Annotated in this window: 31 protein-coding genes; 22 read left to right on the top strand and 9 right to left on the bottom strand. The window is 45.6% G+C overall.

Features of this window, described 5'->3' with window-relative positions:
• Positions 1–3: 3 nt before the first annotated feature.
• A complete protein-coding gene (locus tag AC2D6U_RS01160; protein WP_484719099.1) occupies positions 4–1,548 on the bottom strand; it encodes a GH3 family acyl-acid amido synthetase in 1,545 nt (514 codons plus the stop codon).
• 114 nt (positions 1,549–1,662) lie between these two features.
• Here AC2D6U_RS01160 and AC2D6U_RS01155 point away from each other — a divergent pair, with 114 nt between their 5' ends.
• Both AC2D6U_RS01155 and AC2D6U_RS01150 read left to right on the top strand, forming a co-directional pair.
• Complete coding sequence (locus AC2D6U_RS01155) at positions 1,663–2,334, top strand: YggS family pyridoxal phosphate-dependent enzyme (RefSeq protein ID WP_484719098.1); 672 nt, start codon at positions 1,663–1,665, stop codon at positions 2,332–2,334.
• Between the two features lies 1 nt (position 2,335).
• Positions 2,336–2,716 carry a DUF423 domain-containing protein gene (locus tag AC2D6U_RS01150; protein WP_484719097.1) on the top strand — a complete coding sequence of 127 codons (381 nt, stop codon included), beginning with the start codon at positions 2,336–2,338 and terminating at the stop codon, positions 2,714–2,716.
• Position 2,717: 1 nt separating this feature from the next.
• Here AC2D6U_RS01150 and AC2D6U_RS01145 read toward each other — a convergent pair whose 3' ends face one another.
• Together AC2D6U_RS01145 and AC2D6U_RS01140 are read right to left on the bottom strand one after the other, a co-directional pair.
• A complete protein-coding gene (locus AC2D6U_RS01145) occupies positions 2,718–4,118 on the bottom strand; it encodes an ATP-dependent DNA helicase (protein WP_484719096.1) in 1,401 nt (466 codons plus the stop codon).
• Between the two features lie 2 nt (positions 4,119–4,120).
• On the bottom strand, positions 4,121–4,558 hold the full coding sequence (locus tag AC2D6U_RS01140) for a PaaI family thioesterase (protein WP_484719095.1): 438 nt from the start codon (positions 4,556–4,558) through the stop codon (positions 4,121–4,123).
• A 45-nt stretch (positions 4,559–4,603) separates the two neighbouring features.
• On the opposite strand from AC2D6U_RS01140, the gene AC2D6U_RS01135 reads away from it, so the two are divergent.
• The 4 genes from AC2D6U_RS01135 (at position 4,604) to coaD (ending at position 7,075) form a co-directional block, all read left to right on the top strand.
• A complete protein-coding gene (locus AC2D6U_RS01135; protein WP_484719094.1) occupies positions 4,604–5,095 on the top strand; it encodes an NUDIX domain-containing protein in 492 nt (163 codons plus the stop codon).
• Between the two features lie 77 nt (positions 5,096–5,172).
• Positions 5,173–5,751 carry a hypothetical protein gene (locus tag AC2D6U_RS01130; RefSeq protein WP_484719093.1) on the top strand — a complete coding sequence of 193 codons (579 nt, stop codon included), beginning with the start codon at positions 5,173–5,175 and terminating at the stop codon, positions 5,749–5,751.
• Positions 5,752–5,753: 2 nt separating this feature from the next.
• Positions 5,754–6,617 (top strand): DUF3822 family protein, encoded by an 864-nt coding sequence (locus AC2D6U_RS01125; protein ID WP_484719092.1) that lies wholly within the window; start codon positions 5,754–5,756, stop codon positions 6,615–6,617.
• 2 nt (positions 6,618–6,619) lie between these two features.
• On the top strand, positions 6,620–7,075 hold the full coding sequence (gene coaD / locus AC2D6U_RS01120) for a pantetheine-phosphate adenylyltransferase (RefSeq protein WP_484719091.1): 456 nt from the start codon (positions 6,620–6,622) through the stop codon (positions 7,073–7,075).
• Positions 7,076–7,084: 9 nt separating this feature from the next.
• On the opposite strand, the gene AC2D6U_RS01115 is transcribed toward coaD, so the two are convergent.
• Positions 7,085–7,717 (bottom strand): NUDIX hydrolase, encoded by a 633-nt coding sequence (locus AC2D6U_RS01115; protein WP_484719090.1) that lies wholly within the window; start codon positions 7,715–7,717, stop codon positions 7,085–7,087.
• A 144-nt stretch (positions 7,718–7,861) separates the two neighbouring features.
• On the opposite strand from AC2D6U_RS01115, the gene pyrE reads away from it, so the two are divergent.
• Entirely contained in the window at positions 7,862–8,509 is a 648-nt protein-coding gene (gene pyrE, locus AC2D6U_RS01110; RefSeq protein WP_484719089.1) for an orotate phosphoribosyltransferase, read from the top strand.
• Positions 8,510–8,555: 46 nt separating this feature from the next.
• On the opposite strand, the gene AC2D6U_RS01105 is transcribed toward pyrE, so the two are convergent.
• From AC2D6U_RS01105 to AC2D6U_RS01095, 3 genes are read right to left on the bottom strand one after another with little or no spacing between them, the layout of a single operon-like run.
• Positions 8,556–9,338 carry a TIGR02757 family protein gene (locus tag AC2D6U_RS01105; RefSeq protein WP_484719088.1) on the bottom strand — a complete coding sequence of 261 codons (783 nt, stop codon included), beginning with the start codon at positions 9,336–9,338 and terminating at the stop codon, positions 8,556–8,558.
• Complete coding sequence (locus AC2D6U_RS01100) at positions 9,338–10,162, bottom strand: LysM peptidoglycan-binding domain-containing protein (protein ID WP_484719087.1); 825 nt, start codon at positions 10,160–10,162, stop codon at positions 9,338–9,340. The genes AC2D6U_RS01105 and AC2D6U_RS01100 overlap by 1 nt, the downstream gene beginning before the upstream one ends.
• A 1-nt stretch (position 10,163) precedes the next feature.
• Complete coding sequence (locus AC2D6U_RS01095) at positions 10,164–10,943, bottom strand: DUF4905 domain-containing protein (protein WP_484719086.1); 780 nt, start codon at positions 10,941–10,943, stop codon at positions 10,164–10,166.
• 156 nt (positions 10,944–11,099) lie between these two features.
• On the opposite strand from AC2D6U_RS01095, the gene AC2D6U_RS01090 reads away from it, so the two are divergent.
• The 10 genes from AC2D6U_RS01090 (at position 11,100) to AC2D6U_RS01045 (ending at position 20,815) form a co-directional block, all read left to right on the top strand.
• On the top strand, positions 11,100–12,356 hold the full coding sequence (locus AC2D6U_RS01090; RefSeq protein WP_484719085.1) for an NfeD family protein: 1,257 nt from the start codon (positions 11,100–11,102) through the stop codon (positions 12,354–12,356).
• On the top strand, positions 12,353–13,594 hold the full coding sequence (locus AC2D6U_RS01085; RefSeq protein ID WP_484719084.1) for an aminotransferase class I/II-fold pyridoxal phosphate-dependent enzyme: 1,242 nt from the start codon (positions 12,353–12,355) through the stop codon (positions 13,592–13,594). Before AC2D6U_RS01090 ends, AC2D6U_RS01085 begins: the two co-directional genes overlap by 4 nt.
• Entirely contained in the window at positions 13,594–13,956 is a 363-nt protein-coding gene (locus tag AC2D6U_RS01080; protein WP_484719083.1) for a globin domain-containing protein, read from the top strand. Before AC2D6U_RS01085 ends, AC2D6U_RS01080 begins: the two co-directional genes overlap by 1 nt.
• A 44-nt stretch (positions 13,957–14,000) precedes the next feature.
• On the top strand, positions 14,001–14,738 hold the full coding sequence (locus tag AC2D6U_RS01075) for a lysophospholipid acyltransferase family protein (RefSeq protein ID WP_484719082.1): 738 nt from the start codon (positions 14,001–14,003) through the stop codon (positions 14,736–14,738).
• A complete protein-coding gene (gene gatC / locus AC2D6U_RS01070) occupies positions 14,728–15,015 on the top strand; it encodes an Asp-tRNA(Asn)/Glu-tRNA(Gln) amidotransferase subunit GatC (RefSeq protein WP_484719081.1) in 288 nt (95 codons plus the stop codon). Before AC2D6U_RS01075 ends, gatC begins: the two co-directional genes overlap by 11 nt.
• Positions 15,016–15,057: 42 nt before the next feature.
• A complete protein-coding gene (locus AC2D6U_RS01065) occupies positions 15,058–17,559 on the top strand; it encodes a hypothetical protein (protein ID WP_484719080.1) in 2,502 nt (833 codons plus the stop codon).
• 175 nt (positions 17,560–17,734) lie between these two features.
• Entirely contained in the window at positions 17,735–18,469 is a 735-nt protein-coding gene (locus AC2D6U_RS01060) for an ABC transporter ATP-binding protein (RefSeq protein ID WP_484719079.1), read from the top strand.
• A gap of 1 nt (position 18,470) precedes the next feature.
• On the top strand, positions 18,471–19,022 hold the full coding sequence (locus AC2D6U_RS01055; RefSeq protein ID WP_484719078.1) for a cob(I)yrinic acid a,c-diamide adenosyltransferase: 552 nt from the start codon (positions 18,471–18,473) through the stop codon (positions 19,020–19,022).
• 190 nt (positions 19,023–19,212) lie between these two features.
• The gene (locus AC2D6U_RS01050; protein ID WP_484719077.1) at positions 19,213–20,277 is read left to right on the top strand and encodes a branched-chain amino acid aminotransferase; all 1,065 of its coding nucleotides are present in this window, start codon (positions 19,213–19,215) and stop codon (positions 20,275–20,277) included.
• A gap of 37 nt (positions 20,278–20,314) precedes the next feature.
• The gene (locus AC2D6U_RS01045) at positions 20,315–20,815 is read left to right on the top strand and encodes a hypothetical protein (RefSeq protein ID WP_484719076.1); all 501 of its coding nucleotides are present in this window, start codon (positions 20,315–20,317) and stop codon (positions 20,813–20,815) included.
• Positions 20,816–21,209: 394 nt separating this feature from the next.
• Here AC2D6U_RS01045 and AC2D6U_RS01040 read toward each other — a convergent pair whose 3' ends face one another.
• The gene (locus AC2D6U_RS01040; protein ID WP_484719075.1) at positions 21,210–21,356 is read right to left on the bottom strand and encodes a hypothetical protein; all 147 of its coding nucleotides are present in this window, start codon (positions 21,354–21,356) and stop codon (positions 21,210–21,212) included.
• Positions 21,357–21,412: 56 nt separating this feature from the next.
• Positions 21,413–22,321, bottom strand: coding sequence for a hydroxypyruvate isomerase family protein (locus AC2D6U_RS01035; protein ID WP_484719074.1), 909 nt, complete (start codon positions 22,319–22,321; stop codon positions 21,413–21,415).
• Positions 22,322–22,443: 122 nt separating this feature from the next.
• Here AC2D6U_RS01035 and AC2D6U_RS01030 point away from each other — a divergent pair, with 122 nt between their 5' ends.
• The 5 genes from AC2D6U_RS01030 (at position 22,444) to AC2D6U_RS01010 (ending at position 26,600) form a co-directional block, all read left to right on the top strand.
• The gene (locus tag AC2D6U_RS01030) at positions 22,444–22,977 is read left to right on the top strand and encodes a DUF2975 domain-containing protein (protein ID WP_484719073.1); all 534 of its coding nucleotides are present in this window, start codon (positions 22,444–22,446) and stop codon (positions 22,975–22,977) included.
• A gap of 2 nt (positions 22,978–22,979) precedes the next feature.
• Positions 22,980–23,189: a helix-turn-helix domain-containing protein gene (locus tag AC2D6U_RS01025; RefSeq protein WP_484719072.1), complete on the top strand. Its 210-nt coding sequence runs from the start codon at positions 22,980–22,982 to the stop codon at positions 23,187–23,189.
• 363 nt (positions 23,190–23,552) lie between these two features.
• A protein-coding gene (gene prfB / locus AC2D6U_RS01020; RefSeq protein ID WP_484719071.1) for a peptide chain release factor 2 occupies positions 23,553–24,630 on the top strand; the annotation gives its coding sequence in 2 pieces (ribosomal slippage) (positions 23,553–23,612 and positions 23,614–24,630; 1,077 coding nt in all).
• A gap of 102 nt (positions 24,631–24,732) precedes the next feature.
• Entirely contained in the window at positions 24,733–25,923 is a 1,191-nt protein-coding gene (locus tag AC2D6U_RS01015; protein WP_484719070.1) for an MFS transporter, read from the top strand.
• On the top strand, positions 25,923–26,600 hold the full coding sequence (locus AC2D6U_RS01010) for a lysoplasmalogenase (RefSeq protein ID WP_484719069.1): 678 nt from the start codon (positions 25,923–25,925) through the stop codon (positions 26,598–26,600). Before AC2D6U_RS01015 ends, AC2D6U_RS01010 begins: the two co-directional genes overlap by 1 nt.
• The last annotated feature ends 3 nt before the right edge of the window (positions 26,601–26,603 follow it).

The following is a 26,603-nucleotide window of genomic DNA, read 5'->3' as shown; positions in this document are numbered from 1 at the left end:
TTGCTAATGTGTGGAGTTAAGAAATGCGTGCCAGCTTTCGAGCTTTTCCTTTTTCAATACTCTTGGGAATTTGGTCTGGCCCCCTTCCTTGCCTTGTGCCCTCATCCAGGCATAAAACGTTTCGGTCGGTAGTACATCCAAATAAAAACTCTTTAGCGCATGCTCACGCTCGACGGCATAATCATCATTAAGCTTTTTCAAATTTTCGTCAATGAAAACTTTGAGTGCCTCCTTGTCTACCTCATCATCGGTGCCAATGTACCAACGATGACCAAATAAGGAGCCTTCAGGAACGCCGGTAACGGTAAACTCCTTGATGGCTATATTGAACTCCTCACAAGCCATTTCGACGGCTCTGTTCATGTTATCGACTGAGAGATGTTCTCCACACAAACTCAAGAAATGCTTCGTACGGCCTGTTATGATGATCTGGGAATTGTATTTGTCTACAAAACGCACGGTGTCACCGATCAAATAACGCCAGGCTCCCGAACAGGTCGAGATCAACAAGGCGTAGTCCTTCCCCTCCTCCACTTGATCGATCATCAAGGTATTTGGGTTTTGCCTGAGTTGCCCGTCATCATCGAAGTTCTCCTCTGTAAAGGGCACGAATTCGTGGAAAATTCCACCATTAAGTACCATGCGCATGCTTCTTTTATTGGGCTCATCTTGGAATGCAATGAACCCTTCGGAGGCCAAGTAGGTATCAATATAATAGATCGGCTGGCCCAATAACCGATCAAAACCCTTTCGATAGGGCTCAAAAGAAACTCCGCCATGCACATAAGCCGAAAGATTAGGCCATATTTCATGGATGTGCTTAACGCCATAACGGTCAATAATCCGCTCTAACAAGATGGTCATCCATGCCGGTACACCCGCGATCATTCCTATATTCCATTTTGGTGCATTTTCGACTATGTCTTCTAGCTTAACGCCCCAATCCTTCTCCTTTTTGATCCTCGGCGTTGGGCGAGAGAACCCTTGGACCCAAACCGGGAGTTGACCTGTAGTGATTCCTGAAAGATCGCCGTAATAATAATTTCCAGAAAAGTTCAGGCTTGTGCTTCCACCAAGCATTAACATGCCGGATTGAAAGAACCGGTCAGACAGGTTGTATTTTGACAGGGTATAGACATGACGAGTCCCTGTTTTCCTGATCTGCCGCAACATGTCCTTGGTGACGGGAATATATTTAGAGGCGGCTCCTGAAGTACCTGAGCTCAAGGCAAAGAACTTTGTTTTGCCTGGCCAGCAAACATCTGCTTCACCGTCTCGCGTTTTCTTCCACCACCGCTCATTAATGGCCTCGTAATCGGCCACTGGCACGTTGGCTTTGAAGGTTTCAAAAAAGTCATGAGGACCAAAACTCCTGAAGGATTCCAGGACTTGATGAAAATCATGACTTCGGCCAAACTGCGTGCTTCTTGCGCTGATCAATAATTTTGATAATTCCTTCTTCTGTAGGTCATAAGGGGATGTATAGTCTTGTTCAAGTGTTTCCCTGAGCTTAATTCCCTTCTTTAAAATAGATCCAATTATCGGCATGTAATCACTTAGATTAATCGACAATAAGGGAAACAAATTCGAATTTACCCTAACTTTGCTCCTCTAGTTGAGTTACCAAAGATAATAGAAATCTCAACTCACAACCCCATATTTATGTCTATCGCCGATAACATCACGCATTTCAATGATCTATTAAAAGGCAGCTCAGCCCGTTTGATCGCCGTGAGTAAAACCAAACCCAATAGCGACCTGATGGAAGCCTACGCTGTGGGTCAAAGAGCCTTTGGCGAAAACAAAGTGCAAGAGCTTACACAAAAAGCAGAGGAGCTTCCAAAAGACATCGAATGGCACATGATTGGCCACTTACAGCGAAATAAGGTCAAATACATCGCTCCTTTTGTCCATTTGATCCACGGGGTAGATTCACTGAGATTGCTGAAAGAGATCGATAAACAGGCAGTCAAAAATGATCGAACCATCCGTTGTCTCTTGCAAATGCACATTGCAGATGAAGAAACAAAGTTTGGTTTTTCGAGGGAAGAACTCCTAGAGATGCTCAATTCTGAGGACTTCAAGGCATTGTCGAATATCAAGATCGTAGGGCTGATGGGCATGGCCACCAATACCGATGACATGGAAAAGGTTCGCCTTGAGTTTCGTCACCTGAAGTCCCTCTTTGAGGAATTGAAATCCATGTCTTCCTCAACAATTGACATGCAAGAGTTGTCCATGGGTATGACAAATGACTTTCAGGTAGCCTGCGAAGAAGGCAGTACCATGGTCCGCATTGGATCCGCTATATTTGGAGAGAGAAACTACCACTAAAATGAGTGCAAAAACCGTTGTTCTGATCGGAAGTATTTTAGGTGCATTATCCGTCGCCATTGGTGCATTTGGTGCCCACGGACTAGAAACCACTTTACAGTCAAATGGTCGCTTAGAAACCTTTGAAACGGCCGTCAAGTATCAGTTTTACCACACCCTGGCCCTGCTGCTTTTGGGAATATTGATGCTGAACATGGAACATCATTATTTCCAATGGGCCGTTTATTGCTTCTTAGGGGGTATTTTCATTTTCAGCGGATCCTTGTACACCCTTTCGCTTACCAATGTGACGTGGCTCGGTGCCATTACCCCTATTGGAGGAGTTGGCTTCATTCTCGGTTGGGTCTTTATCGGCCTGGGGGTATGGAATACCAAACCTTGAGCTAGAAAAAGCTATTATTAAAATTCACCAAGAAGAGCTCTTCTTTTGCACGAGTAACGGCCGTATAAAGCCATCTTACATATTCTCGATCGACCATTTCGTCCGTCAAGTAGCCTTGGTCTACAAAAACTGCTGACCATTGACCGCCTTGCGACTTGTGACAGGTTAAGGCATAAGCAAACTTCACTTGTAGCGCATTCAAAAAGGGATCTTTTTTAATGGCTTTCATCCGCTCCGTTTTCGAGGCGATGTCCGCATAATCTGCCGATACTTCCTCATATAGCCTTTTGTAAGCCTGATCATTCAATGAGGCATCATGACCATGGAGTGTATCAAGAATGACTTTGGCTTCGAAAGGCTCCATATCGGGGTAGTCCAACAGACGAAGCCGCAAATCAGCGAACCGTAAGCCATAATACTCTTCAAAGCGCATGATCTTCAACACTTCCACAAAGTCTCCATTGGCGATGAAGCCGGCAACGTTTTCCTCCGGCAGGAAAGTGTAATTGTTGCGAACGACCATGAGCAGGTCTCCTGCATCCAACTCATCTTCCCTGTATTGAATGGTCCGGCGGATGTATTGATTGTATTGCACTGCATTCTTGTTGCTCCTGCAGATGATGGCCGTTTCCTCTGTACCGTATTTGTCATAGGCATAGCGCAAGCCATCCTCCAATCGTTCACCGGTCATTTTAAAGGTATCCTTAAAACCTTTAGTGGCGAACCGGATAGCAAATTCCTTTTTGGCCAATTCCATTCGTAAATTCGTGGCATTGAATAAGATCCCTGAGGCCTCATCTTGCCTCATGACTTCAGTCATTTCCAAACTCTCTACATCGGTTTTGAACTGAGCACTTAGGTAAGCTTTTTCAAGCGCGGGGCTTTCCGTGAGCCCAACTGGAGGTAGCTGTGCCACATCGCCAATAAGCAACAACTTATTTCCTTCCTGCGAGAACACATAGTCGATCAGGTCAGCAAGGAGTCCCTTCTTTCCATATTCCTGATGATCAGAGATCATAGAGGCTTCATCAACAATAAAAAGTGTTTGCTTATGGTAGTTCCTTTGCCGTTTAAACGTCAGCCCTCCTCCCGGTGCTGCTGTTTGCTGAAACACCTTTTTGTGAATGGTAAAAGCGGTTCGTTTGGCATAGGAAGACATCACCTTCGCTGCACGGCCTGTAGGGGCCATCAACACATACCGCATGTTGAAGAAAGGCAAGGTCTTGACAATGGCACTGACAATGGTGGTCTTTCCAGTTCCGGCATAACCCCTCAAGATCAAGGTGGGTTTCTCCTGGTCCTTATCCAGCAGAAAAGGATCAAACAGCTCAAATAGCTGCTGTTGACCCGCTGTTGGGGTAAAAGGAAAATTGGTCTTTAATATCTCTGACGGTTTTGCCAAGCTTATGCTTTAGGGGGTATGGTCACCATCGTGGTGGTTGCCTTGGCAATTAAGGTCTTTTCATTTCCATTGTGGCACCATACTTCTGCTTCACAAAAATTTACTTTCCTACCCTGTTTCACCACATAGCCTATGGCCTGCAATTTATCACCTTTGCCTGGTGCAAAGTAAGAGATCTTCAGCTCTCCCGTTACCACATGCTGGTCTTCAGGCACAAGGGTATATGCAGCAAATCCGGCAACGATATCGGCTAATGTCGCAGTGACCCCACCATGAACCAAGCCGGTCTGTTGCTGATGAACCAAGGAAAGGGTAAGCCATCCTTCCGTTCTGCCTGCCTCGATCACATTCAGGTCGAAGCCAACAAGTTTCATGAAATGCTGACGTTCCAAAAACTTCTCCACTCTGCCCTTAAAATTCTCATTAAATACCTTCACCACTCGTTCTATTTTTGGCAAAGATATTAATCCACCTCATATTTAGCTATGGATGATGCGACGGTAGTTATCAATGAAGCTTATGGCAACCGCTTGAGAATTCGAGTTTGTGGGATCTGCATTCAAGAGAACAAGCTCCTTTTGATGAAACACAAGAACTTGGGAAAAACAGGCTCCTTGTGGGCTCCGCCCGGTGGTGGCATGGAGTACGGAGAATCGGCAGAAGAAGCCCTTAAACGAGAGTTCCGAGAAGAAACCCATTTGGACATCGAAGTAGTCGAATTTCTATTCGTGCATGAATACCTCGATCCACCCTTGCATGGGATTGAACTATTCTTTCGAGTCAAAATAGTCGATGGAGAATTGGGTTTAGGCCATGATCCTGAAATGTCAGTTACCGACCAAATATTAACTGAAGCAAATTTCAAAGATTTGCAGGTACTCAAAAACACTGATTATGACAGCCTGCATTACGTTTTACAAAATTCTAAGGACCTGGAAACGTTGATTAATCAAAAAGGTTATTTCAAATTTCATTAATAATACATAAACTAGCGGTTCAAAAGATAGGGATTACCTAAACGATTAGTTAATATTGTAAATGTCAACCTTCTAAAATGAACTTAACTAAAATACTTACGGTCGTACTTTTTCTGGCAGCTATCGCTGTGGGTTATGTGCTATTCGATAGCATCAACGCGACAATAGAAGAAGCAAAGACCATCGAACGCATTGAAAATTCAGTTAAATCCAAGCTGGAATTGATCAGATCAGTGCAAGAGGCATATCAGTCAACTTATGGCAATTATGCAGAAACATGGGAAAAGTTGATTTCTTATGCTGACTCAGGGAACATTTACATCATCCAACGTACTGAAAAAATCACCATGCTCGATTATGGTGCTGAAAAATCAGAATTCTTTTATGATACCATTGGTGTGGTATCAGTAAGAGACTCTTTGTTGGCACCTGGATACAATGTGTCAAAGCTACCTGAGCTTCCTCATGCACCTGGCAAGTACTTCTCACTCTATGCCAAAGATTCTGTTAGAAATGGTGTAGCGGTAGATTACATTGAAGTTGTTGACACCTATCCTTACGATAGAACAAGAACCGATGACTCGGAGATCGAAAGTAGACGACCTTTGCGATTTGGTTCAAGAACTGACATTACGACTGCCGGTAACTGGCAATAAACGTGGCAAAAGCCATCTATAAACAAAGCGTATCCATAAAAGACGAAAGGCTGAATATTGATCACATCGATCATTATCGCCTTTCGTTTTTTATTGGAAATGACTCCATTGAAGTCGGCGTTAAAGACATTCAAACCAACCGTCTATTGCTTTTTGAAAAGCAAGACCAGTCTTCTTCAGAAGATATCTTATCCAGTCTAGACCATCTCCACAAAGAACATATCTTGATCGCTGCAGGGTTTTGGCATGAAATACAGGTCTTCTTCAGAAACAATAAATTCGCCCTGATTCCAGGCCCTCTTTTTGACAAGACGAAACTATTTGAATACGTAAGGTTGAATGACCTGACCAGTCCAGAAGAGGATAATTATCACTTCAAACAACTTGATGCCTTCGGTTTGAGTTTTGCTTTCGCTTATCAGGAAAAGATCAAAGGCTGGTTCAAGCAAAAGTATCCGAAAGTCAACTTGCGCTTCTCCCATCAAGGGGTGGCCTTTCTTCATCAGCTCAAGGAGCAACAAAAACCAAATGCCCCGGCCTCTGTTCATTTAGACCTCAGAGGACAACATGCGCTAATCGCTGGTTTAAATTTTGAAAAGCTGGCCATCTACAATCAATTTGTCTTTAAAAATGCCGATCACTTGGCAAAGATCGCCGCACTTTCTTGCCAACAGTTTTCAACGGATCGAGTAAAAACCCCATTGATCTTAACCGGTGAACGAGCAACCATAGATGCCTTTGTGCCGGTACTTAAGAAGTATTTCAATACCATTGAAATGGGAAAACGACCTATTGATCTAAAAGTACATCCTGTCTTTAATGAATTGGAGCCCTTCGAATACACCGAAATTCTCGCTAATTTGTGATCATGAAGCGTATTGCTCTTTTCCCCGGCTCCTTTGATCCTTTTACAAAGGGACATGAAGATATCGTTCTAAGAGGCTTGACCTTATTCGATGAGATCGTCATTGCCATTGGCTACAATAGCCAAAAACAGAACCGTTATTTTGACATTGAGTTCATGGAGAAGAAGATCAACGAAACCTTCGTGACCCGACCGGAGGTATCCGTCGTCGTATACAGTGAGTTGACCGCGCAACTGGCATCAAAATACGATGCTCAGTTCATCCTAAGAGGCTTGCGCAACACAACAGACTTCGAATATGAGAACAGCATTTCGCAGGTCAACCGAGATCTCAATGACCACCTAGAAACGGTTTTTTTGATCACCTCACCCGAATGGGCTGCGGTCAATTCTTCGATCATCAGAGAGGTTCACAAGTACAAAGGCGATGTATCTAAATACTTACCTTACCATCTCTAGGCAAGTGGCTTAGACCGCAATACTCTTTTTGAATTTCTTGTAGACATGCCTGATGGACTGGAAGGCATTGTAAAAAGCGACGTCTAATTCCTTTTTGCTCATCCACTTGACCTCATCAATGCCTTCGTCAAGCTGCGGCCGCATTTTCGAATCGTCGACACAAGACATGTGATACCATACCGTCTTTTTCAAAATGCTTTGTTCTCCCTTGGTGTAGGTATGCCAAGTGGTACAGATCTTTTCTCGCAGTTCTGCCTTGATGTTACACTCCTCTTCCACTTCGCGCAGTGCGCCTTGACTCAATGATTCCTTCTTTTCGATCTTCCCTTTCGGCAGATCCCATTTCCCTAAGCGATGGATCATGAGGACCTTTCCCTCCTTGTAAACCAAGCCTCCGGCTGCCTTAATGATCTTGAACTTGCTCTTGATGTACGCCACAGATTCTTCATACATGTCGGTGGTAATGGTCACCGAGTTAAGGGCCTTCAGCTTTTTATTATGCAAAATGAAGAGAATGGACTTGATCAATCCCCGATTCGCATTTAGGATCAACATGTTGCCCTTGATCAACCGTTCATTTATTAAAAAATCGTCAGCCTCGACAATCACATCATACTGGCTACGGTCGCCCTCCTCTTTCAAGTGCTTAATTCGTAACGGAGTGTCTTTAATATATATCCTCACGGAGAATAATTTTGTCGAACAATATGACAAAATTTCTGTAAGAAACTGAACAGTTTCGAAGACTATTTCAGAAAAAAAATATCTTAACTTCGCAGCATGGAAATGAGCGTAAAACAAAAAGAATCAGCCTTAAAAATCGCCTCTTCTCTTCTAAAAATAGAGGCAATCCAACTCAATGTTGAACAACCCTTCTCGTGGGCATCTGGCTGGAAATCGCCCATTTATTGCGACAATAGACTTTCGTTATCATTTCCAGAAATCAGAACCTATATCAAAGAATCGCTGGCCCAATCGGTCAAAGAGAAGTTCGCTGATGCAGAAGCCATTGCGGGTGTGGCTACAGCGGGCATACCACAAGGTGCGCTGCTTGCAGAAGCCTTAGGCCTGCCTTTTTTGTACGTCCGTTCAAAACCGAAAGGACATGGCATGACCAATTTGATCGAAGGAAAGGCCGTGGTCGGTCAAAAGGTAGTGGTGATTGAAGACTTGGTCTCAACAGGAGGTAGCTCGATAAAAGCAGCCAAAGACCTGCAAGCTGCCGGTATAGAGGTGCTGGGAATGTTGGCCATTTTCACCTACGGATTTCCTATTGCGGATGAAAACTTTAAGGAAGCAGGCATTGTGCTTCATACGCTAAGCAATTACTCGATCATGTTAGAAGAAGCGGTACGCTCTGGATACATCACTGAAGCAGATGTTGAGACCCTGCAAGAATGGAGAAAAAGTCCCTCGACCTGGAAACAACATTGACCTGCTAAGAAACCTGCAGTACGCTACGTGGACAAGCGCCTAACGTTTAATAGCGCTCCTCTATTCCCAAACCAAACAAGGCAAAATCATACTTGACGGGATCGTTTGGGTCTAGCCGTTTCAAGGACTGCGTCAACTCTAAGGCCATTTGCCAATCCGTTTGTTTGCGACTAACCAAGCCGAGGTTACGAGCGACGCGGTCAACATGAAGATCGCAAGGACAGATCAATTGAGACATGCTGATCTCATCCCAGATACCAAAGTCAACCCCTTGGTCATCCTTCCTTACCATCCATCGTAAAAACATATTCAATCGCTTACATGCCGACTTTCTCGCAGGGGTTGCAATGTGCTTCCGCGTGCGTTGTGGTGCATCTTCCGAATTGAAAAAATAGCCATGAAAAGCGATCAGTGCCTGTTCGATATGTTCGTCACCTTCGTTAAACCCAAGAACGAAAGCCTTTTCCATCGAGCCTAACTCAAGGTAAATGCGTTTCAGCGCATCAATGAAATACAAGGTATCGATATCATTAAAAGTGCGGTGTTTGAACTTAAGGAAGGGCTTCAGGTCTGAGTCCTTGTGCTGTGTAATGAACTGATGAGGCGCATTGTCCATCATCTCAAATAACTGATGACACTTGTTAATGATGGTCTTTCGTTGCCCCCAGGCAAGCATAGAGGCCCAAAAACCTGTGATCTCGATATCCTCTTTTTTGGTATACGCATGCGGAACAACTATGGGGTCATGCGCGATAAACTCCGGTTGATTGTATTGGGAAACCTTGGATTCAAGGAAATTTTTCAGCTCCTCTTGCCGATAAGCTGACATTATTGGAAGAAACTCAATTCCACTCTAAAGCGCTTATCAATTGCTTTTAGGTTCTCGTAAGCGCGCTGGTTCAACTTGATCATGACGTCCTCATTATTGGACGTTTCCGGAATGGTACCGATAACGCGCACATAAACGGTCAGGTCATTCATCAAATTTCTCACCTTGATCACGGTTCCTTTTTTTGCCGTTCTATGGAGCGCAAAGAACATACTGGAAGGTTCTTCTTCCGTAATGACTTCGGCTATTCCCTCGATCACTACTTGCTGAAATGGCGTCCCCTGATAGGCGATCGTGTCTCTTGTCTCTTGCGGTTGTGCCTCATCGACAGTTCCCTCTTCAGCTTCTTGTACTTCTTCCACAGATACTTGGGTAGCACCGGCCTCTTTGACTACTTGGACTTTCAATTCTTGATTCAATGAGATGGCATTCGTTTCCAAACCATTCCAAGCCTTGAGGGTAGCAACGCTCACTCCATAGTTTTTTGCTATTGAGAATAAGGTCTCACCTTCTTGGACCTTGTGCATTTGATATTCGACAGGAACTTCTTCAGCCGTTTCACTTTCAGGCAACTTACCCCCGAACGGGATCTTCAAGGTCTGACCGATTTGCAGTCCGCTTGCAACCGTCGGATTTTCTTTCCTGATCGCTTCCACGGTTGTTTCGTAGCGTTGAGCCAAAGCAAAAAGCGTCTGCTTCGCCAAAACCTTATGGATCACAAAGGCCTTTTCCCCTTCCATTTCCAAACGCAAGGAATCGGTTTGCCCTTTTAAAAGACTACCAATTACAGCCACTAAAACCAATGCAAACAAATACTTTCTCATATTACGCAATACTACAAATTTTGAGCCGACGCTTCTCCATAACAAATATAAGGGCTTGATCAAGGATAAAAAATGCGCCGGACGCCCGACCACTTAAGCCCTTTTCTAAATCCAAGTCCAACAGCAAAGTGCCCGCTGCATCATATACGAACAACTTTAGGGAATAGGTATTCTCCTCTTCAACATTTATTCCAAAAATGACGAGATCATTGTACTCCAGGTATTCTATTCCACCAACTACACCCGAAACTCCACGCTGACCAAGAAATTCAACAAGCATTGTATGATATGAGTTATCGGTATCATACATCAAGGGGAAAAGCGGAGAAGAAGGAGCTAAGCCATCTTCCGTAAGTTCATCCAAAGTATTCCCCGTTGCGACGTCTATCAAAAAAGGCTCTTGCTCCTCGCCATGAACCCCTGTACAGCGAATGGTCGTCGGATTGACCTGCTGAAGCTTCACCCCATCGATCGACCAGAGGACCTCCTCCCCTTGGATGTCGAAACAAAAGACTGAACGGTCTTCAATGTCCTGGGTATCGTTATACACTTGAAAGACGATTTGCTTTCCGTTGAAAAGAAAAACAGACAACCACCACTCCTCTTCAAAACCAATCCCTTCAAAAATCATTTGATTCGTTTGAAGGTCTAGTAGGCTAAATCTGGTTTGTAAACTGCTTTGATCTTTCGTAGTGATCAATAGCAGGTGCTCCCAGGCATTGATCTCCCAGATGGCGGCATCAAAGTTGAACGAAAATTCAGAAGCAAATGGAACGGACAAGGTCTTTCTTCGTATTTTGAACAAAATTAGTTGAATACAGTGGGTATCAAAGGAATTAAAATACTGAACAGAGCCATAATTTTACTTTCGCTGCTTGTTTTAGTATTTGCAGCATTTTCGCGTCAAAGGCAGGGTAAGGAAAAACGCATCTTCGTCATGGAGATCCGTAACGACATCGACCCTCGTATGAATCGTTACGTGGAACTCGCCTTGGATCAAGCCACCGAGGTCAATGCAGATATAGTCATCATTGAAATGGATACCTATGGTGGTGCGGTGAATGATGCCAACGACATTCGAACCCGCATACTGGAGTACGAGAAGCCAGTCTGGGTTTACATCAATAACGATGCAGCTTCTGCCGGAGCATTGATCTCAATTGCCTGCGACAGCATTTACATGCGCCCTGGAGCAAATATCGGTGCTGCCACCGTGGTCAATGGTGCTGATGGAAGCCAGGCGCCGGATAAATACCAATCTTATATGCGCTCCATCATGCGCTCGACGGCCGAAGAAAATGGACGAGATCCCTTGATCGCAGAGGGCATGGTAGATGACCGGGTCGCTATTGAAGGTGTGACTGAAGAGGGAAAAGTGATCACTTTCACTACTTCCGAAGCCATCAAAAATGGCTATTGCGAAGCTGAAGTGGCCAGCCTGCAGGATATCCTTGAGAAAAACGGCATTTATGATTATGAATTGATCACCTATGAATTGAGTCAACTTGAGCAAGTCATCGCCTTCTTCTTGAATCCCGTCGTCAGTGGCTTACTTATCCTTGTGATCACCGGTGGTATTTTCTTTGAACTCCAAACCCCTGGCGTTGGCTTTCCACTCGCGGCAGCCGGCATCGCGTTGGTCTTGTACCTAGTGCCCTATTACCTCAACGGACTGGCTGCCAATTGGGAGATCGCTGTACTTTTTCTGGGCATTGCCCTCATTGCCTTGGAGGTCTTTGTAATTCCAGGCTTCGGCATCGCAGGAATCGCCGGGATCGTTTGTGTCGTTGGCGCTCTCATCTTTGTGATGCTGGGAAACGACAATTTCAATTTTGATTTTGTCCCTTCTGATGAGATCAGACAAGCAGCCATGGTGGTTTTATTGGCCATGTTCTCCTCCATTTTGCTACTCGTTGTGCTGGGCTATCGCATCACAGAATCCAAAATGTTTGAGCGTGTAGCCTTGGTTACATCACAAAAGAAATCAGACGGCTATATTGCGACCTATTACAGGGAAGACCTTGTTGGTAAAGAAGGCAAGTCCGTCACCATCCTTCGTCCAAGCGGTAGAGTGGAAATAGCAGATGAAATCTACGATGCCTATACCCGAGGAGAATACATAGAAGCTGGTGAACGGATAGTCGTGGTCAGCCAAGAGGGCACCTCATTAAAAGTTAGATCTCTCAAGCCATGAACAATACAGAAGAATTCAGTTCGGAAAGTTTAGCCATCTCAGGGGGCTATGACCCTGCTACTTCTCAAAATGCGATCAAGCCACCAATTTATCAAACCTCGAGTTTCAAATTCAATACAGCGGCAGAAGGAAAGGCCTTTTTTGAAAATGCCAAAGGTGATGCACCCCTAGAAGAACGAAATGCCAGTCTGATCTACTCCAGGCTCAATCATCCGAACGTCGTCACAGCTGAATTTAAACTTGCCCAGTTGGATGGTGCCGAAGATGCGGCCTTTTTCGAAAGTGGCATGGCGGCAATATCCACCGCACTGCTTACCTTTTGCAAAGCGGGTGACCTTGTGTTAATGTCTTCTCCTCTCTACGGAGGCACAGACACGTTTATCAAGAAGCATTTGGTCGATTGGGATGTGCAATACCTCGAATTTGCACCTGGCACTCCTGCCGATAAATTAGAAGAACTGCTGAGCAATCACCCAAGAGCAAAGCGATTGGCTTGCATCTACCTGGAAACCCCGGCCAACCCAACGCTAAGCCTCACAGATTTTGAGCTGATCACTAAGCTGCGGGAGGAACATGCGCCCAATGCCGTGATCATTGCGGACAACACCTACATGGGACCCGTTTTTCAGAAACCGCTGGCTTTTGGCGTCGACATCAATGTGTACTCGGCAACCAAGTACATCGGTGGGCATAGCGACATCATTGCAGGTGCAGCATCAGGTAGCGAGAAGCTCATGAAAGCGGTTAAAAAGAAACGAGCCATCTTGGGAAACACAGCATCGGCCTTTACCTCCTGGCTCCTGTCGCGAAGCATGGAAACCATAACCTTGCGCATGGAGAAACAAGCAGCCAATGCGGTCAAAATAGCCGATGCATTAAAAGACCATCCGAAAATCAAGAAAATGCACTTCTTAGGGCTCCTGGAGCCCACTGATCCGTTGCATGATATCCATCACAAGCAATGCACGAGTGCAGGAGCAATGATGGCTTTCGAATTGATTGGAGGTGAAGAAGAGGCATTCCGCTTTTTAGATGCGCTGCGTTTGGTGCATTTGGCCATTTCTTTGGGCAGTAACGAAACCCTCGCCTCTCACCCATTCACCATGAGTTCTTCCAATATGGACGAGGCGGATCGCCTCAAAAATGGCATTACCCCTGCTCTGATCCGATTATCGGTTGGAATAGAAAATGCAGCGGACTTGATCAAAGATCTCAAACAAGCCTTGGAGAAGGTTTAATGGACAATTTATTTACCCGGATTGGAGAAGAGAACATCACCAAACTCGTCGATGATTTTTATGCGGGTATTGCCGAAGATGCGTTGATTCGAAAGTTATATCCCAAAGATCTGGCACCGGCAAAGGAACGATTACGCCTTTTTTTGATCCAGGCCTTGGGTGGCAGAACCACTTATTCTGAGCAAAGAGGGCATCCCATGCTACGTCGAAGGCATTTTCAGTGGAAAATTGGCGAAGAAGAAGCCACCCATTGGCTGAAGCACATGCACCATGCATTGGAAAAAGCCGATTTTCCTGAAGAGGAGAAAGATGCCTTTTGGAATTATGTCTACAAAGCAGCACTTCACATGATCAATCACTAAGCTTTCGGCAGATAGCAACAAGAATTTTCTATCTTCGCGATTGCATGAAAAAGCTATTCTTGATCCTCTATTCAGCTTATGGCTTGATCATTTTCGCATCGGTATTTCTGTTGCTGCTTCCGTTATTCTTGCTCGCCATTTTCATCCCCGGTCTGGAGCATATGGCGGCTTGGTTGAATCATGTGTGGGCTCGCGTTTTTTTCTTTTTCCTTTTCCTCAACAGAACAGAGGTGGTTTATGAAACACCACTCAATAAGCAACAGCGTTATGTTTTCTGCGCTAACCATTTCTCCTTTTTGGACATTCCCACCATGGGATTGATCCCACACAACTTTAAGTTCATCGGGAAAATGAGTTTAAAGAAAGTTCCGCTCTGGGGCTATATGTATAGTAAACTCCACATCCTCGTTGATCGGAAGAGCTTAAAAAGTAGGCATAATTCATGGCTGCAGGTACAAGCCGCCATTCGTCGGGGCTTTAGCATTGTTTTTTTTCCTGAAGGAGGAATCCTTACCCAACAGCCGCCACAAATGGTAGCCTTTAAAGACGGTGCATTTCGGATAGCCGTAAACGAACAAATCCCGATCGTGCCTGTCACTATTCCCTACAATCACATACTTTTACCTGACGAAAAGCTGTTGATCATGCATCCGGGCAAGGTCCTTGTGAAAGTTCACGAACCGATCATGCCGGCAGGCGATGACGAAGCAGCCATCAAAACACTTAAAACAGCCGTTCGGGATACCATAGCCAACGAATTGAGTCAAACACATGATCGATAAAATGACCTTACATAAAGTTGCCCACCTCGCCCGTTTGCACATTGCTCCTGAAGAGGAAGCCAAACTCCTGCAAGACATGGGCGAGATTTTGGATTGGGTCGATCAACTCAAAGAGGTAGACACCCATGGAGTAGAACCACTGATTCATATGACTGCAGAAACCAATGTTCTAAGAAAGGATGAAATCGAGCAGCAGATAACAAAAGAAGAGGCCCTTAAAAATGCTCCTCAAACTGATGGAGATCTTTTTCAAGTACCCAAGGTGCTTAAGCAATGAACAATAAAGGCCTAATGGTAGATCATTAAATCGAGGAAGTTTTTGGAAAAAAAGATACTCAACGCGTTAATCCTTATCCTTTACCTCGGACTCCTGGCCGCCTTGATCTATTTTTTGAGAGGGTGGATCTTGGGAACGACAGTGGGTTTACCTTGGCAAGTGGAGACTACCTATCAAACGCAACCCCTTTTGCTGAATTACTTCAACATCGACGGAAGGGCAAGTGGGGTCTTTGTCGATCAAGTTCTGGCCCTCCAACGTTTTTATACCGAGGAAATACTGTTCAGCAGACTCGATCATCAACTCGTGCTCACCGCTTTTCTAGTCGTCATGGTCTTGGTCACAGCATTCATCTCATTTCTAGATCGATCAAGTTACTTACTCGCAGCAGGAGCTATCTGTCTTATGCTCACCCAATTGCAATTAGAAGAATTGGCAGTTTTTCCAGCATACCTGACCTATGCGGTAGTAGCCCTTTTCTTGATTCCAAGTTATTATTTTCAGGCCTTCAAACCAGACAGCTCGATTGGCTTGAGATTAGCCGTGAGTTTTGGCTGCTATGCGTTGCTCGTACTTGCCGTATACAGAATGAGCCCGATCGTGAATACCGAAGTGGTCTCTCTCAGTTATGGCATTTTAGGTCCTTTGATGATCAGCACGCTGCTTTTGCTCTTCATGGCCGGTGAGAATATCTTCACCATTTTCAAAGTTGCCACTACGGCACAGCCCGGTAAAAAAGGACTAGTGCACTTCAGTGTCATTGGGGTCATCTATCTGGGGATTTGTTTCTACCTTTTCTACCAGAAAGAAAATGCCATCATCTCAGGTCTGGCGTATTTAGATCCAAGAGTGCTTGTTTTACTCTCTGCTTTCTCCTCGTTCCTGAGTTTTGATCAACGGCATCAGGGCTATAACTCGGCAAGCATTAAGCTCTTTAAACATGTGCTTTTTCCTGCCGCTACCATTACCCTGCTATTGACCTACACGCTAGCGACCAACTCATTGAACGATTCACTGCAAAATGCCCTCGATTGGATGATCATCATCACCCACTTGTGCATGGGCGTCAGTTATTTTGCTTACGCTTTGATCAATTTCTCCCCAGAGCTGATACAAGGGCTCCCCATGTGGAAAGTCTTTTATTCCGGACAGCGAACGGCCATACTCACCTTGAGGCTATTTGGCTTCATCCTGTGCATCGGTGCTTTTTTATACCTTGAAAGCAGGCCTTATTACAGCGCCCAAGCCGCCCAATACAACATGTTGGCTGACCTAGCCAAGGAAATTGGGGGGAAAGACATCTCGAAAAGCTATTACGAGCAAGCCATTTTTAATGATTACTACTCGTTCAAATCGAATTATACCTTGCTGGAGCAGGCAGAAAAGGATTTTGACAAGGCAGAAGCCCGAAACCGGGTGGCCAACCTCATCAAACGCCGTGATGATGCCCTGGCACGTATCCAATTGGCGAACAGTTATGCCAATGAGAACAGGCTTTATCTGTCTTTGAATGTACTGAACGAAGCCACGGAATCACGCAGCCATGATCAGTTAGTAAACAATCTCGGCTTGGCACACTTCTACTACGCCAATTACGATTCTGCCCTTTTGTACTTCAACCAAAGCGCTCAAAAAGCATCGGACGTGAACCGACGGGCCGCTTCTTTCTTGCTTAAAAACCGACTGGCAATTACAGAAGAGCCCCCGGCAAAGCAACTCACCGAACGACTCAACCAGCAAGCAGTGTCTAATCAGCAGAATGTCCAGCTGGCTTTTATGTATGAGGCCAAAGAAGACACGCTCATTACTAAAAACGACCTCTACTACCTCTATAATGCTTCAGTGTCGAGAACGCAAGAAGATTATGCACCGATCATTGAAGCCATTGACTACTACCTGAACGATCCAAAGAACGACCTTTACAACAACTTCCTGATCACGGCAAAAGCCTTCGCCCACTATCATGCTGGTGAAGTCAATGCGGCATTCAGCACAATAGACAATACCATCAATAGAAACCCGAACACCTCAGGCTTTGAAACCTACCTCAAGGCGATCTGGTGCTTCGACCAGGGCCTCGCCGACAAGGCAGTCGACTACATCAATCTTGCCCGCCAACGGGGTTATCAAGAAGACCAGTTGAAGCTCTTTGTCGATCAAGTCAGAACGATACGGTCTTACGAAGAAAAAGCAGACATTAAGGAAGACCTGACTCAGGCGATGAGCATAACTGAGCAAGAAGAACGACTAAAGGCCTTGGTGAAGGTAGCCTCAAAAAATGCCTTCGATGTCAATTCGACGCTAGCTGCCATTGAAGAGGTCAAGGCACTCAATTCCCCAGCGAAGATGGTCTATGACCTGCTGCTACAAGCCACTAAGGTGAATGATGAAAATCCTGCGCTGTTGAAGGCCTACATTCTGCAGTGTGAGCAGATGAACCTCTCCGGCTTTGCCGATAGTGCCTTAGAACGGTACAGCGGGCTAGTTCCCTACGAAGACTACTTTAGCCTAGCAAAACAGCTCAATGAGCTAAGGACAAAGTAAGCTCATGAGGCCATCGACCAAAGAATGGTTCAACCTATAATCCATTGAACATTCCGTTCACGGAAAGGCTTGTCGACAACTGAAATAGTTTTTATTCCTTTGTGGCTCTTCAACCGCTGGTGTAATTTTAGGGTTGAAGGTTAAACTTTTTCTATCATCTGGACGTCATACGAATATGAATAACCCGATAATCAAAACCTCAGACATCTCGAAAACCTATAGAATGGGGTCTGAGACCATTAGAGCCCTCAAATCTGTCAGTATTGAAGTAAACCAAGGCGAATATGTTTCGTTCATGGGTCCTTCAGGTTCGGGTAAATCTACCCTGATGAACATGATCGGTTGTTTAGATACTCCTTCTGGTGGTCAGTACATCTTGAATGGCCAAGACGTGAGTGACATGACGGAGAATGAATTGGCGGAAGTAAGAAATAAAGAAATTGGCTTCGTATTCCAGACCTTTAACTTGTTGCCTCGGGCTTCGTCATTGGAAAACGTTGCACTTCCATTGATCTATGCTGGATTTAGCAAAGCAGAAAGAGAAGAAAAAGCTTTGGCCGCTTTGGCCGGTGTAGGACTTGATAATCGGGCGCATCACAAACCCAATGAGCTTTCTGGTGGTCAGCGTCAACGTGTTGCCATTGCCCGCGCATTGGTGAACGACCCTTCCATCATCTTGGCGGATGAACCAACAGGTAACCTAGATAGTAAGACCTCTTACGACATCATGGACCTGTTCGCAAAGCTGCACGACAAAGGGAACACCATCATCATGGTAACACACGAAGATGATATTGCCCAATATTCGCATAGAATCGTACGCTTACGAGATGGTTTGATCGAGACGGATGTCATCAACGAAAATCCAACCCGTATCAATCCATTGAAGTTGCAGAAAGAAGAAGCCTAAATTGAAGATCTACACCAAAACGGGTGACGAAGGCACAACGGGTTTACTCGGTGGCACACGTGTACCAAAATCCAACCTAAGGATCGAAGCCTATGGTACCGTCGATGAGCTCAATAGCTACATTGGGCTTCTGAGAGATCAAGCGGTTAATGCGCATCGCAAAGATCTACTCAAAACCATTCAAGATCGCTTGTTCACCATCGGTGCCGACCTCGCGACAGCTCCGGGAAAAGACAAAGTAGTTAAACCTGATCTCGTGGATGCGGACATTGCACTGCTCGAAGGGGAAATGGACCAGATGGAAGAAAGCTTACCTGCTTTGACAAGTTTCATTCTACCGGGAGGACACCAAGCGGTGTCTTTTGCCCACCTAGCGCGCTGTGTCTGCCGAAGAGCGGAACGCATTGCCGTTGCCTTGAATGAAGTAGAGTCCGTAGCACCCATCGTGTTGAAATACCTCAACCGATTGTCAGATTTTCTTTTTGTTCTAGGGAGAAAAATGGCGCAAGAACTTGATGCAGAAGAGGTTAAGTGGGAACCCCGCGCCAAGTAAAAATAATGCAAACGATTGTAAGGCTTTCACTAAGAAACATAGAATTATCGTTTGATAATCAGGGGTTTATTTAGAATAAAATTTGGTCGATTGAATTCATAACCTACTGATTACTAGTATTTTGCATCATATTTGATAGAGGAGGAATTGTTCCTTTTTTTGTACCTTTGCAACTCCAACAGCAAAAACCATGATTGACACGAGCAGTATTCAGATCGAGAGAATCGCCCAAACAAGGATCAGCGAGTTAGATGAAACCAACATCCCATTCGGGAAACTCTATTCTGACCACATGTTCATGGTGGATTATGCCAATGGTGCCTGGTCTAATGCGAAGATCGTTCCTTACCAGAACCTCTCCATCAGTCCGGCGAATAATACCCTCCATTATGCCATTACCATTTTCGAAGGTTTAAAAGCTTATCGCAATCCGACAGGTGAGATCGTCATCTTCAGGCCACAAGCTAATGCGGCACGATTGAATGTTTCGGCTAGAAGAATGTGCATGCCGGATGTACCGGAAGAACTGTTCATGGAAGGGCTAACCGAATTGATCAAATTGGATAGCAGTTGGGTACCTTCTGCACCAAATACTTCCCTCTACATCCGACCGTTCTTGTTCGGTACGGACGATTACATAGGCATCAAGCCTTCTGAAACCTTCCGCTTCATGATCATCACTAGTCCTGTAGGTGCCTACTACACCCAACCGGTGAATGTGAAGATCGAGACCGAGTATAGCCGTGCATTTGAAGGAGGTACTGGTTTTGCAAAAGCAGGTGGAAACTACGCCGCAAGCTTATATCCTGCTAAACTGGCACAAGAACAAGGATACCATCAGTTGATCTGGACCGATGGCAAAACACACGAATACATTGAAGAATCCGGTACCATGAATGTGATGTTTGTGATCGACAATGCGATCTATACAGCGCCAACATCGGGCACCATTCTGAAAGGCATCACCCGCGACTCCGTGCTGACCTTAGCCCGCGAGTGGGGAATGGACGTGGTGGAAGAACCCCTCAAGGTCTCCACTGTGGTCAATGCCGCCAAAGAAGGCAGGTTACAAGAAGCCTTCGGCGTGGGCACAGCAGCCACCATCGCTCCGATCGCACAGATCGGTTTCGAAGGTGATCGGTTTGAGCTACCCAATCCAGCCGAATGGACCATCTCAAAACGTCTTCTGGATGAATTGAATGCCATCCGAACCGGTAAAAAAGAAGATACTTACGGCTGGACCTACAAAATTTAACAGCCCTTTACAGATTTTTTACGTTATTAGCTTAAGCATGAAGTTTAGACACTTTACACTTTTGCTTGGGCTTTTCTTTGTTGTGCAAACGGCGCAAGCACAATACCTCGTCTTGCGTAAGAAAGGTTCCAAACGTAAGTACGAATACACAATCGGTACGAAACTCGTCTACAAACAAAAGGGCTTTGACATGTTCTTCACCGACCGTATCACCGACTTTGCCGACAGCACCATCATCATGGAAAATAATTTGATTACCTTAGATCAGATCGAAGTGGTGGACATTCAGAATGCCTATTCGAATAGAAAAGAGATCCTCATGATCGGTGAAGCCTATCTTCCGTGGATGGGTGTTGGCCTCATGGCGATCGATCTGATCAATCATACCGTTGTTGATGGTAACGACTTTTCGTTGGATCAGGGTGTAACCACCGTCAGTGCTGCCATGGTTGTGACTGGCCTGGGCTTAAAAGCCGCCAGAAGGAAAAGGATCAAGCTCACCAATCCCAAATTTGAAGCGTATATTATTGGGCTTTAATCGTGCGTATTGAGTAATGCGTACTACGTAGTGCGTACCTCAAAAATTACTCAACCTGTCATTCAGAAAGAGGCCGTAGGACGTCCCAATAGCTATCGGGAGACGAATCCAAACGTCCAACCGTGATTCTATCTGCACGTCATTGCGAGGGAGGCACGACCGCGGCAATCTCCTTATTCAGTCATGAGTAGTGCCTACTACGTAATGCGCACCGCTAACTTACTCAACTCATCATTCAGAGGAAGGACGCAGGACGACCGAAGAATCTCTCTTATTCCGACATATTGAGAAATGTGTGGTGCGAAGTGTGAAGTGCGTATTGCGCACCGCCCATCATATATCGTCAGCCTGTCCCGATAGCTATCGGGATGTTTCAGGATTTCCTTCAACGAGATTATCCACCGTTATCGAGGTTCAGCACCACGTGCTTTTTAAAATCGTCATTGCGATACCGATGATAATCGGGATCCTCGCAGTGACGTTCTTTGATTATTTTGTCATTCAAAGGGTCTCTATAGCTATCGAGACTGAATAATCTCATACAGATAATAGATATTGAGATTCTTCGCTGCGCTCAGAATGACGTTCTATTGGGACTCAAAAACGATCAACGATTCGGTAAGCACTAATCACTGCCATCTCTCCTTCAATTCCGGCTACCGAATTACCATGCTCCATTCCTACTACACCTTCAAACCCTTTGGAATGGATATGCCTAAACACATTTAAATAATTGATCTCCCCTGTTGTCGGCTCATTACGACCGGGGTTATCACCAACCTGGAAATAAGCGATCTCCTCCCAAGCCGCATCAATATTCGGGATCAGGTTGCCTTCTGTGATCTGCTGGTGGTAGACATCATACAAGATTTTACAGCTGGGGCTATCCACCGCCTTGCAAATGGCATAAGCCTGTGCTGTCTCGGTCAAGAACAAACCGGGATGATCTCTTTTGTTCAGTGGCTCCAAGACCATGGTGAGCCCATGTGGCTCCAAAATCGCAGCAGCTTGTTTTAAGGTTTCGACCACATAGGCCGTTTGGTAGCCCATATCTAGGCGTAGGTCCATATGGCCGGGCACAACGGTCATCCATTGAGCATTGACTCTTTTGGCCACTTCGACTGATTCTTTGATCTCCTGAAGAAACTCGGCCCGCTTATCAGCATTGCCACTGGCCAGGTTCGGCTCATTCCAGTAAATAGTGTGTGCCACAAAGACACCCATTGTCATGCCGTGCTTCTCCATACGCTTGGCGATCTGTTGCTGCATCTCCACCGATCGACCCTTCATGCCATTGTCTTCCAAAGCCAGAAAGCCTTGCTCTGCCATAAAATCCAGCTCATTCAAAACACCTCCCGGGGCAGATGCGCTAAACATCCCGAAATGGGGAGCATAGTTAAGCTTAAAGGGATCAGATTTGGTATTGAAAAGGGAATGACCTGAAAAAGGAAGGATGCTCAACAGAGAAGCGGTCAAACTCTTGCCTAAAAAGTTTCTTCGGTTCATAAGGGAAGATAGGGAAAAGGTGTGAGTCGAAAACACAATTTGACAGACAATTCACATCTTAAAAGAATTATTTATTATTGTTTTACAATATTTTTTTAGGTTTGGGGAAAATTCAGTTAAATATGAATAACAAACTATTGAACTTAGCGCTTGCGATCAGTCAGGTGATGCGCTCTTTCTTGATCTTTATCCTTGTCGTAGTGATGGGCATGGGCATCATCCTGATCGCAAATTCGGAAGCCCTGCCTTTTCTCCATTACCAAGACGGCTCCTTTAGCTTCTCCACCAGTGAAGGGCAAAATGGAGGGGGCAACGTCAGACCGGAAGGTTGGTTCATGGCGTTCTCCTTCGCGAAGCTCGCCTTTTCCATCCTCTGTAGCATTCTGATCCTCAACGAGGGTTTAAAGGTCATTCGCTCGATCAGGAGTTTAGCCACCTTTAAGAAAAAGAACATCGCTGCATTTCGAAGAATGGCCAATGTCTTTTTGCTGCTTTTTTTCCTGCACATGTTCTACCTAAAACAAAGCGGCGATGGATTGGCCTTTACTTTTAGCTTGCCATTGAATTACTTATTCGCCGTGATCGGCTGCTTTATCCTTGCAGAGATCTTCAAAGAGGGTAACCGATTGATGGAGGAAAACGAACTAACGATGTAATCATGGCGATCATAGTCAACTTAGATGTCATGATGGCCAAACGGAAGATCCGTTCAAAGGCCCTCGCGGAAATATTGGGCATCACAGAGGCCAATCTGTCTATCCTCAAAACGGGTAAGGCGAAAGCGATCAGGTTCAGTACACTCGAAGCCATTTGTGAGGCCTTGGATTGTCAGCCTGGGGATCTATTGGAGCACAGAAAGGAGAGTTAAGCAAGGGCATAAGAAGAAGTAGATTGCCGCGGTCGTGCCTCCCTCGCAATGACGTACTAAGGAAGTTCTCAATTCTCCTGACGCCTTATACTGTACGCAATACACATCTCGCTGTACGCTATACGGTCCACGCCCTTCTCAAGACACAATACTCACGACTCACGGCTAAGTTATAGATTGCCACGGTCGTGCCTCCCTCGCAAAGACGTGCTGAGTAGGATTTCAGTAATTACGTCGCTCAACGCAATACGTAGTACGCAGTACGCAATACGCAATACGCATCATGCCCCCATTTATAATTGACATCTCGTTCGCTATTCTAATCAGTAATGAGCACCTTTGCATCTTCAAAAATTCACAACTATGACTTCAGACCAACTGAAAGATTTAAAGGCACGTGTTGACGCCTTGAGGAGGTATCTTTGACTACGATGTCAAACTCCGTGAAGTAGAAGAAGAAGAATCGATCACAACACAACCCGATTTCTGGAACGACTCGAAAGAGGCTGAAAAAGTACTCAAAGGCATCCGTGCGAAAAAGGTATGGACCGACGCCTTTACCAACTTGCAAACTGCGACAGAAGACGTCGAGACCCTTGAAGAATTTAATCAATTAGAAGAGGCCTCCGATGAGGAAGTAGAAGAAGCCTATCAAAAAGCCCTCAAGCTTCTTGATGAGCTGGAGTTCAAGAAAATGCTTTCGGGCGAAGAAGATCAGCTCAATGCCATGATCGAGATCAACCCGGGAGCGGGCGGTACTGAATCGAACGACTGGGCGGAAATTCTCATGCGCATGTACATCATGTGGGGCGAGAAAAAAGGCATGAAGGTCAAGCAGGTCAATTATCAACCCGGTGATGTGGCCGGCCTGAAATCCTGTACCCTGGAGTTCGAGGGCGAATTTGCCTACGGGCAGCTCAAATCAGAGTCAGGCGTACACCGCTTGGTGCGCATCTCTCCTTTTGATTCGGGCGGACGTCGACATACTTCTTTCGCTTCCGTCTTTGCTTACCCGGTGGTAGACGATACGATCGAGATCGAGATCAATCCTTCTGACATCAGTTGGGACACGTTCCGTTCAGGCGGTGCAGGAGGGCAAAATGTGAACAAGGTGGAAACCGGGGTTCGACTGAAGCACGCTCCATCAGGCATTGTGATTGAGAATACGGAAACACGTTCTCAGCTGGGAAACAAAGAAAAGGCCATGGCCATGCTGAAGTCACAGCTCTACCAACGTGAGCTTGAAAAACGGCATGCCGAACGCGATAAGGTCGAAGGCGAAAAAATGCGCGTTGACTTTGGTTCTCAGATCAGGAATTATGTATTGCATCCTTACAAGCTCATCAAAGATGCCAGAACGGGTGTCGAGCGAACTGATGTACAGAATGTGCTGGATGGGGATTTGGATGATTATATCAAGGCTTATTTGATGCAGAACTAATGCTAATTAAGGACGTTACTGCGAGGAACGAAGCAGTCTTCTGCTCCTTTGATCGAGATTCCCGCATGCGCGGGAATGACGTTAATTTTGAGGGCTCAACCCATGCCTAAGAAGGAAAGCCTATTTGATCTGCAGTTCACGCTACTGTGCCTGAGTTCACTTCTCTTTTTTACCAGTTTCAATATGATCGTACCCGACATGTACGATTACATCGATTCCATGGGTGGCGGAGAATTAAAAGGGTTGATCATTGCCTTGTTCACAGTAACAGCGGGCATTTCACGTCCCTTCAGTGGTAAACTCACCGATACCATCGGCCGTTTGCCTGTGATGATCTTTGGTGTTGCGGTCTGTGTGGTCATGGGCATTCTTTATCCGCTGGTCGGCACCGTTTGGGCTCTCCTCCTCCTGCGGTTTTTTCATGGTTTTTCTACTGGTTTTAAACCTACGGCCACTTCTGCCTACATCGCTGATACAGTGCCTGCACATCGGCGCGGTGAAGCCATGGGCTACTTCGGTTTATTTGGCAGCATCGGTATGGCATTGGGTCCGAGTATTGGCCCTTATTTAACGCAGTGGTTCGGTTTGCAGTGGATGTTCTACAGCTCTTCTGTGATGGCCTTGCTTTCGATTCTGGTGATCATTGGCATGAAAGAAACCCTAGCGGACAAACAGCCCTTTACCCCTGCTTTGCTCAAGATAAAAAGAGACGAGATCTTAGAACCGCGGGTGTTCAATCCTTCGGTCACCTTACTCCTCACCTCTTTTTCCTTCGGTGCTGCTCTGACCCTTATGCCGGATCTAGCCACTCATTTAGGATTTCCTCAAGGACAAAAAGGGATCTTTTTTACGGTCTTCGTGATCTGTTCGTTGGTCATCCGTGTAGTAGCTGGTAAGATCTCAGATCGCTATGGTCGCGTGATCGTACTCAAATGGGCGATCATTTTCATCATTGCAGCAAATATTTCCATGGCCCTGACCGACTCGCAAACCATGCTGATCATCAGTGCGGCTATTTTTGGTTGTGCCATTGGCATGAACAGCCCCACCATTTATGCCTGGACCATTGACCTGAGCTTAGACAGAGCGAGAGGCAAGGGAATCGCTACGATGTACATTGCATTGGAGATCGGCATTGGAACGGGTGCCTTCTTGGCTGGCCTGATCTATTCGAACGAGATCGTTAATTTGCCTTACGTCTTCATCACCTCTGCCGTACTTGCTTCAGTGGCCTTGTTCTTTTTGTTTTTTGGCTTAGATTGGAGTAAGAAATTGGTAGAGAAATACGGTTAATGAAAATTCAACGATCACTTTTTGCCTTTTTGGCGATCTCTCTTGTGCATTTAACGGGACAGTTATTGGCTGAACCCACCATCCATCAAGTAACCAAGCCTCTGTTGATCCCTGCCTTGGCTTATTTCTTTTGGAAGGAGACCATACAAACACCACTGAATAAGTTCGTATATGCTGCCTTATTGTTCAGCTGGCTGGGTGATTCCTTTCTGATTTTTGTCCCGTGGGACGCCATGTATTTTATGCTGGGACTCGGTGCTTTTTTGATCGCTCAGCTCATTTACATCGTCATCAACATCAATTTTGTGAACGAGGGGCAAAGCCGACTCGTATTCAAATGGCCGGCCGCTTTCTTCATTTTGTATGGAGCTGCATTTTTCAGCCTGATCATTGACTCGCTGGGTTTATTGACCTTACCAGTGGCGGTTTATTGTGCCATCATCACGCTGATGGGTGTAACCGCCGTAGGCCGAATAGGCCGTGCAGAAAAGCACGCGGTGCGCTTGGTGATTGTTGGAGCTGTACTGTTTATTCTCAGCGATTCCATCATCGCATACAACAAATTTGTCTCCACTTTGCAGTGGGCTGGCCCCATGGTCATGAGTACCTATTTAACGGCCCAATACCTCTTGGTCAGAGGCTATATGGGATTCATAGACGAGTTAAAGAAAAGTTAGCAT

Source organism: Roseivirga sp. YIW32 (assembly GCF_057219245.1).
The sequence above is the reverse complement of the archived record's forward strand: the minus strand, read 5'-3'. Positions and strand labels throughout refer to the sequence as shown.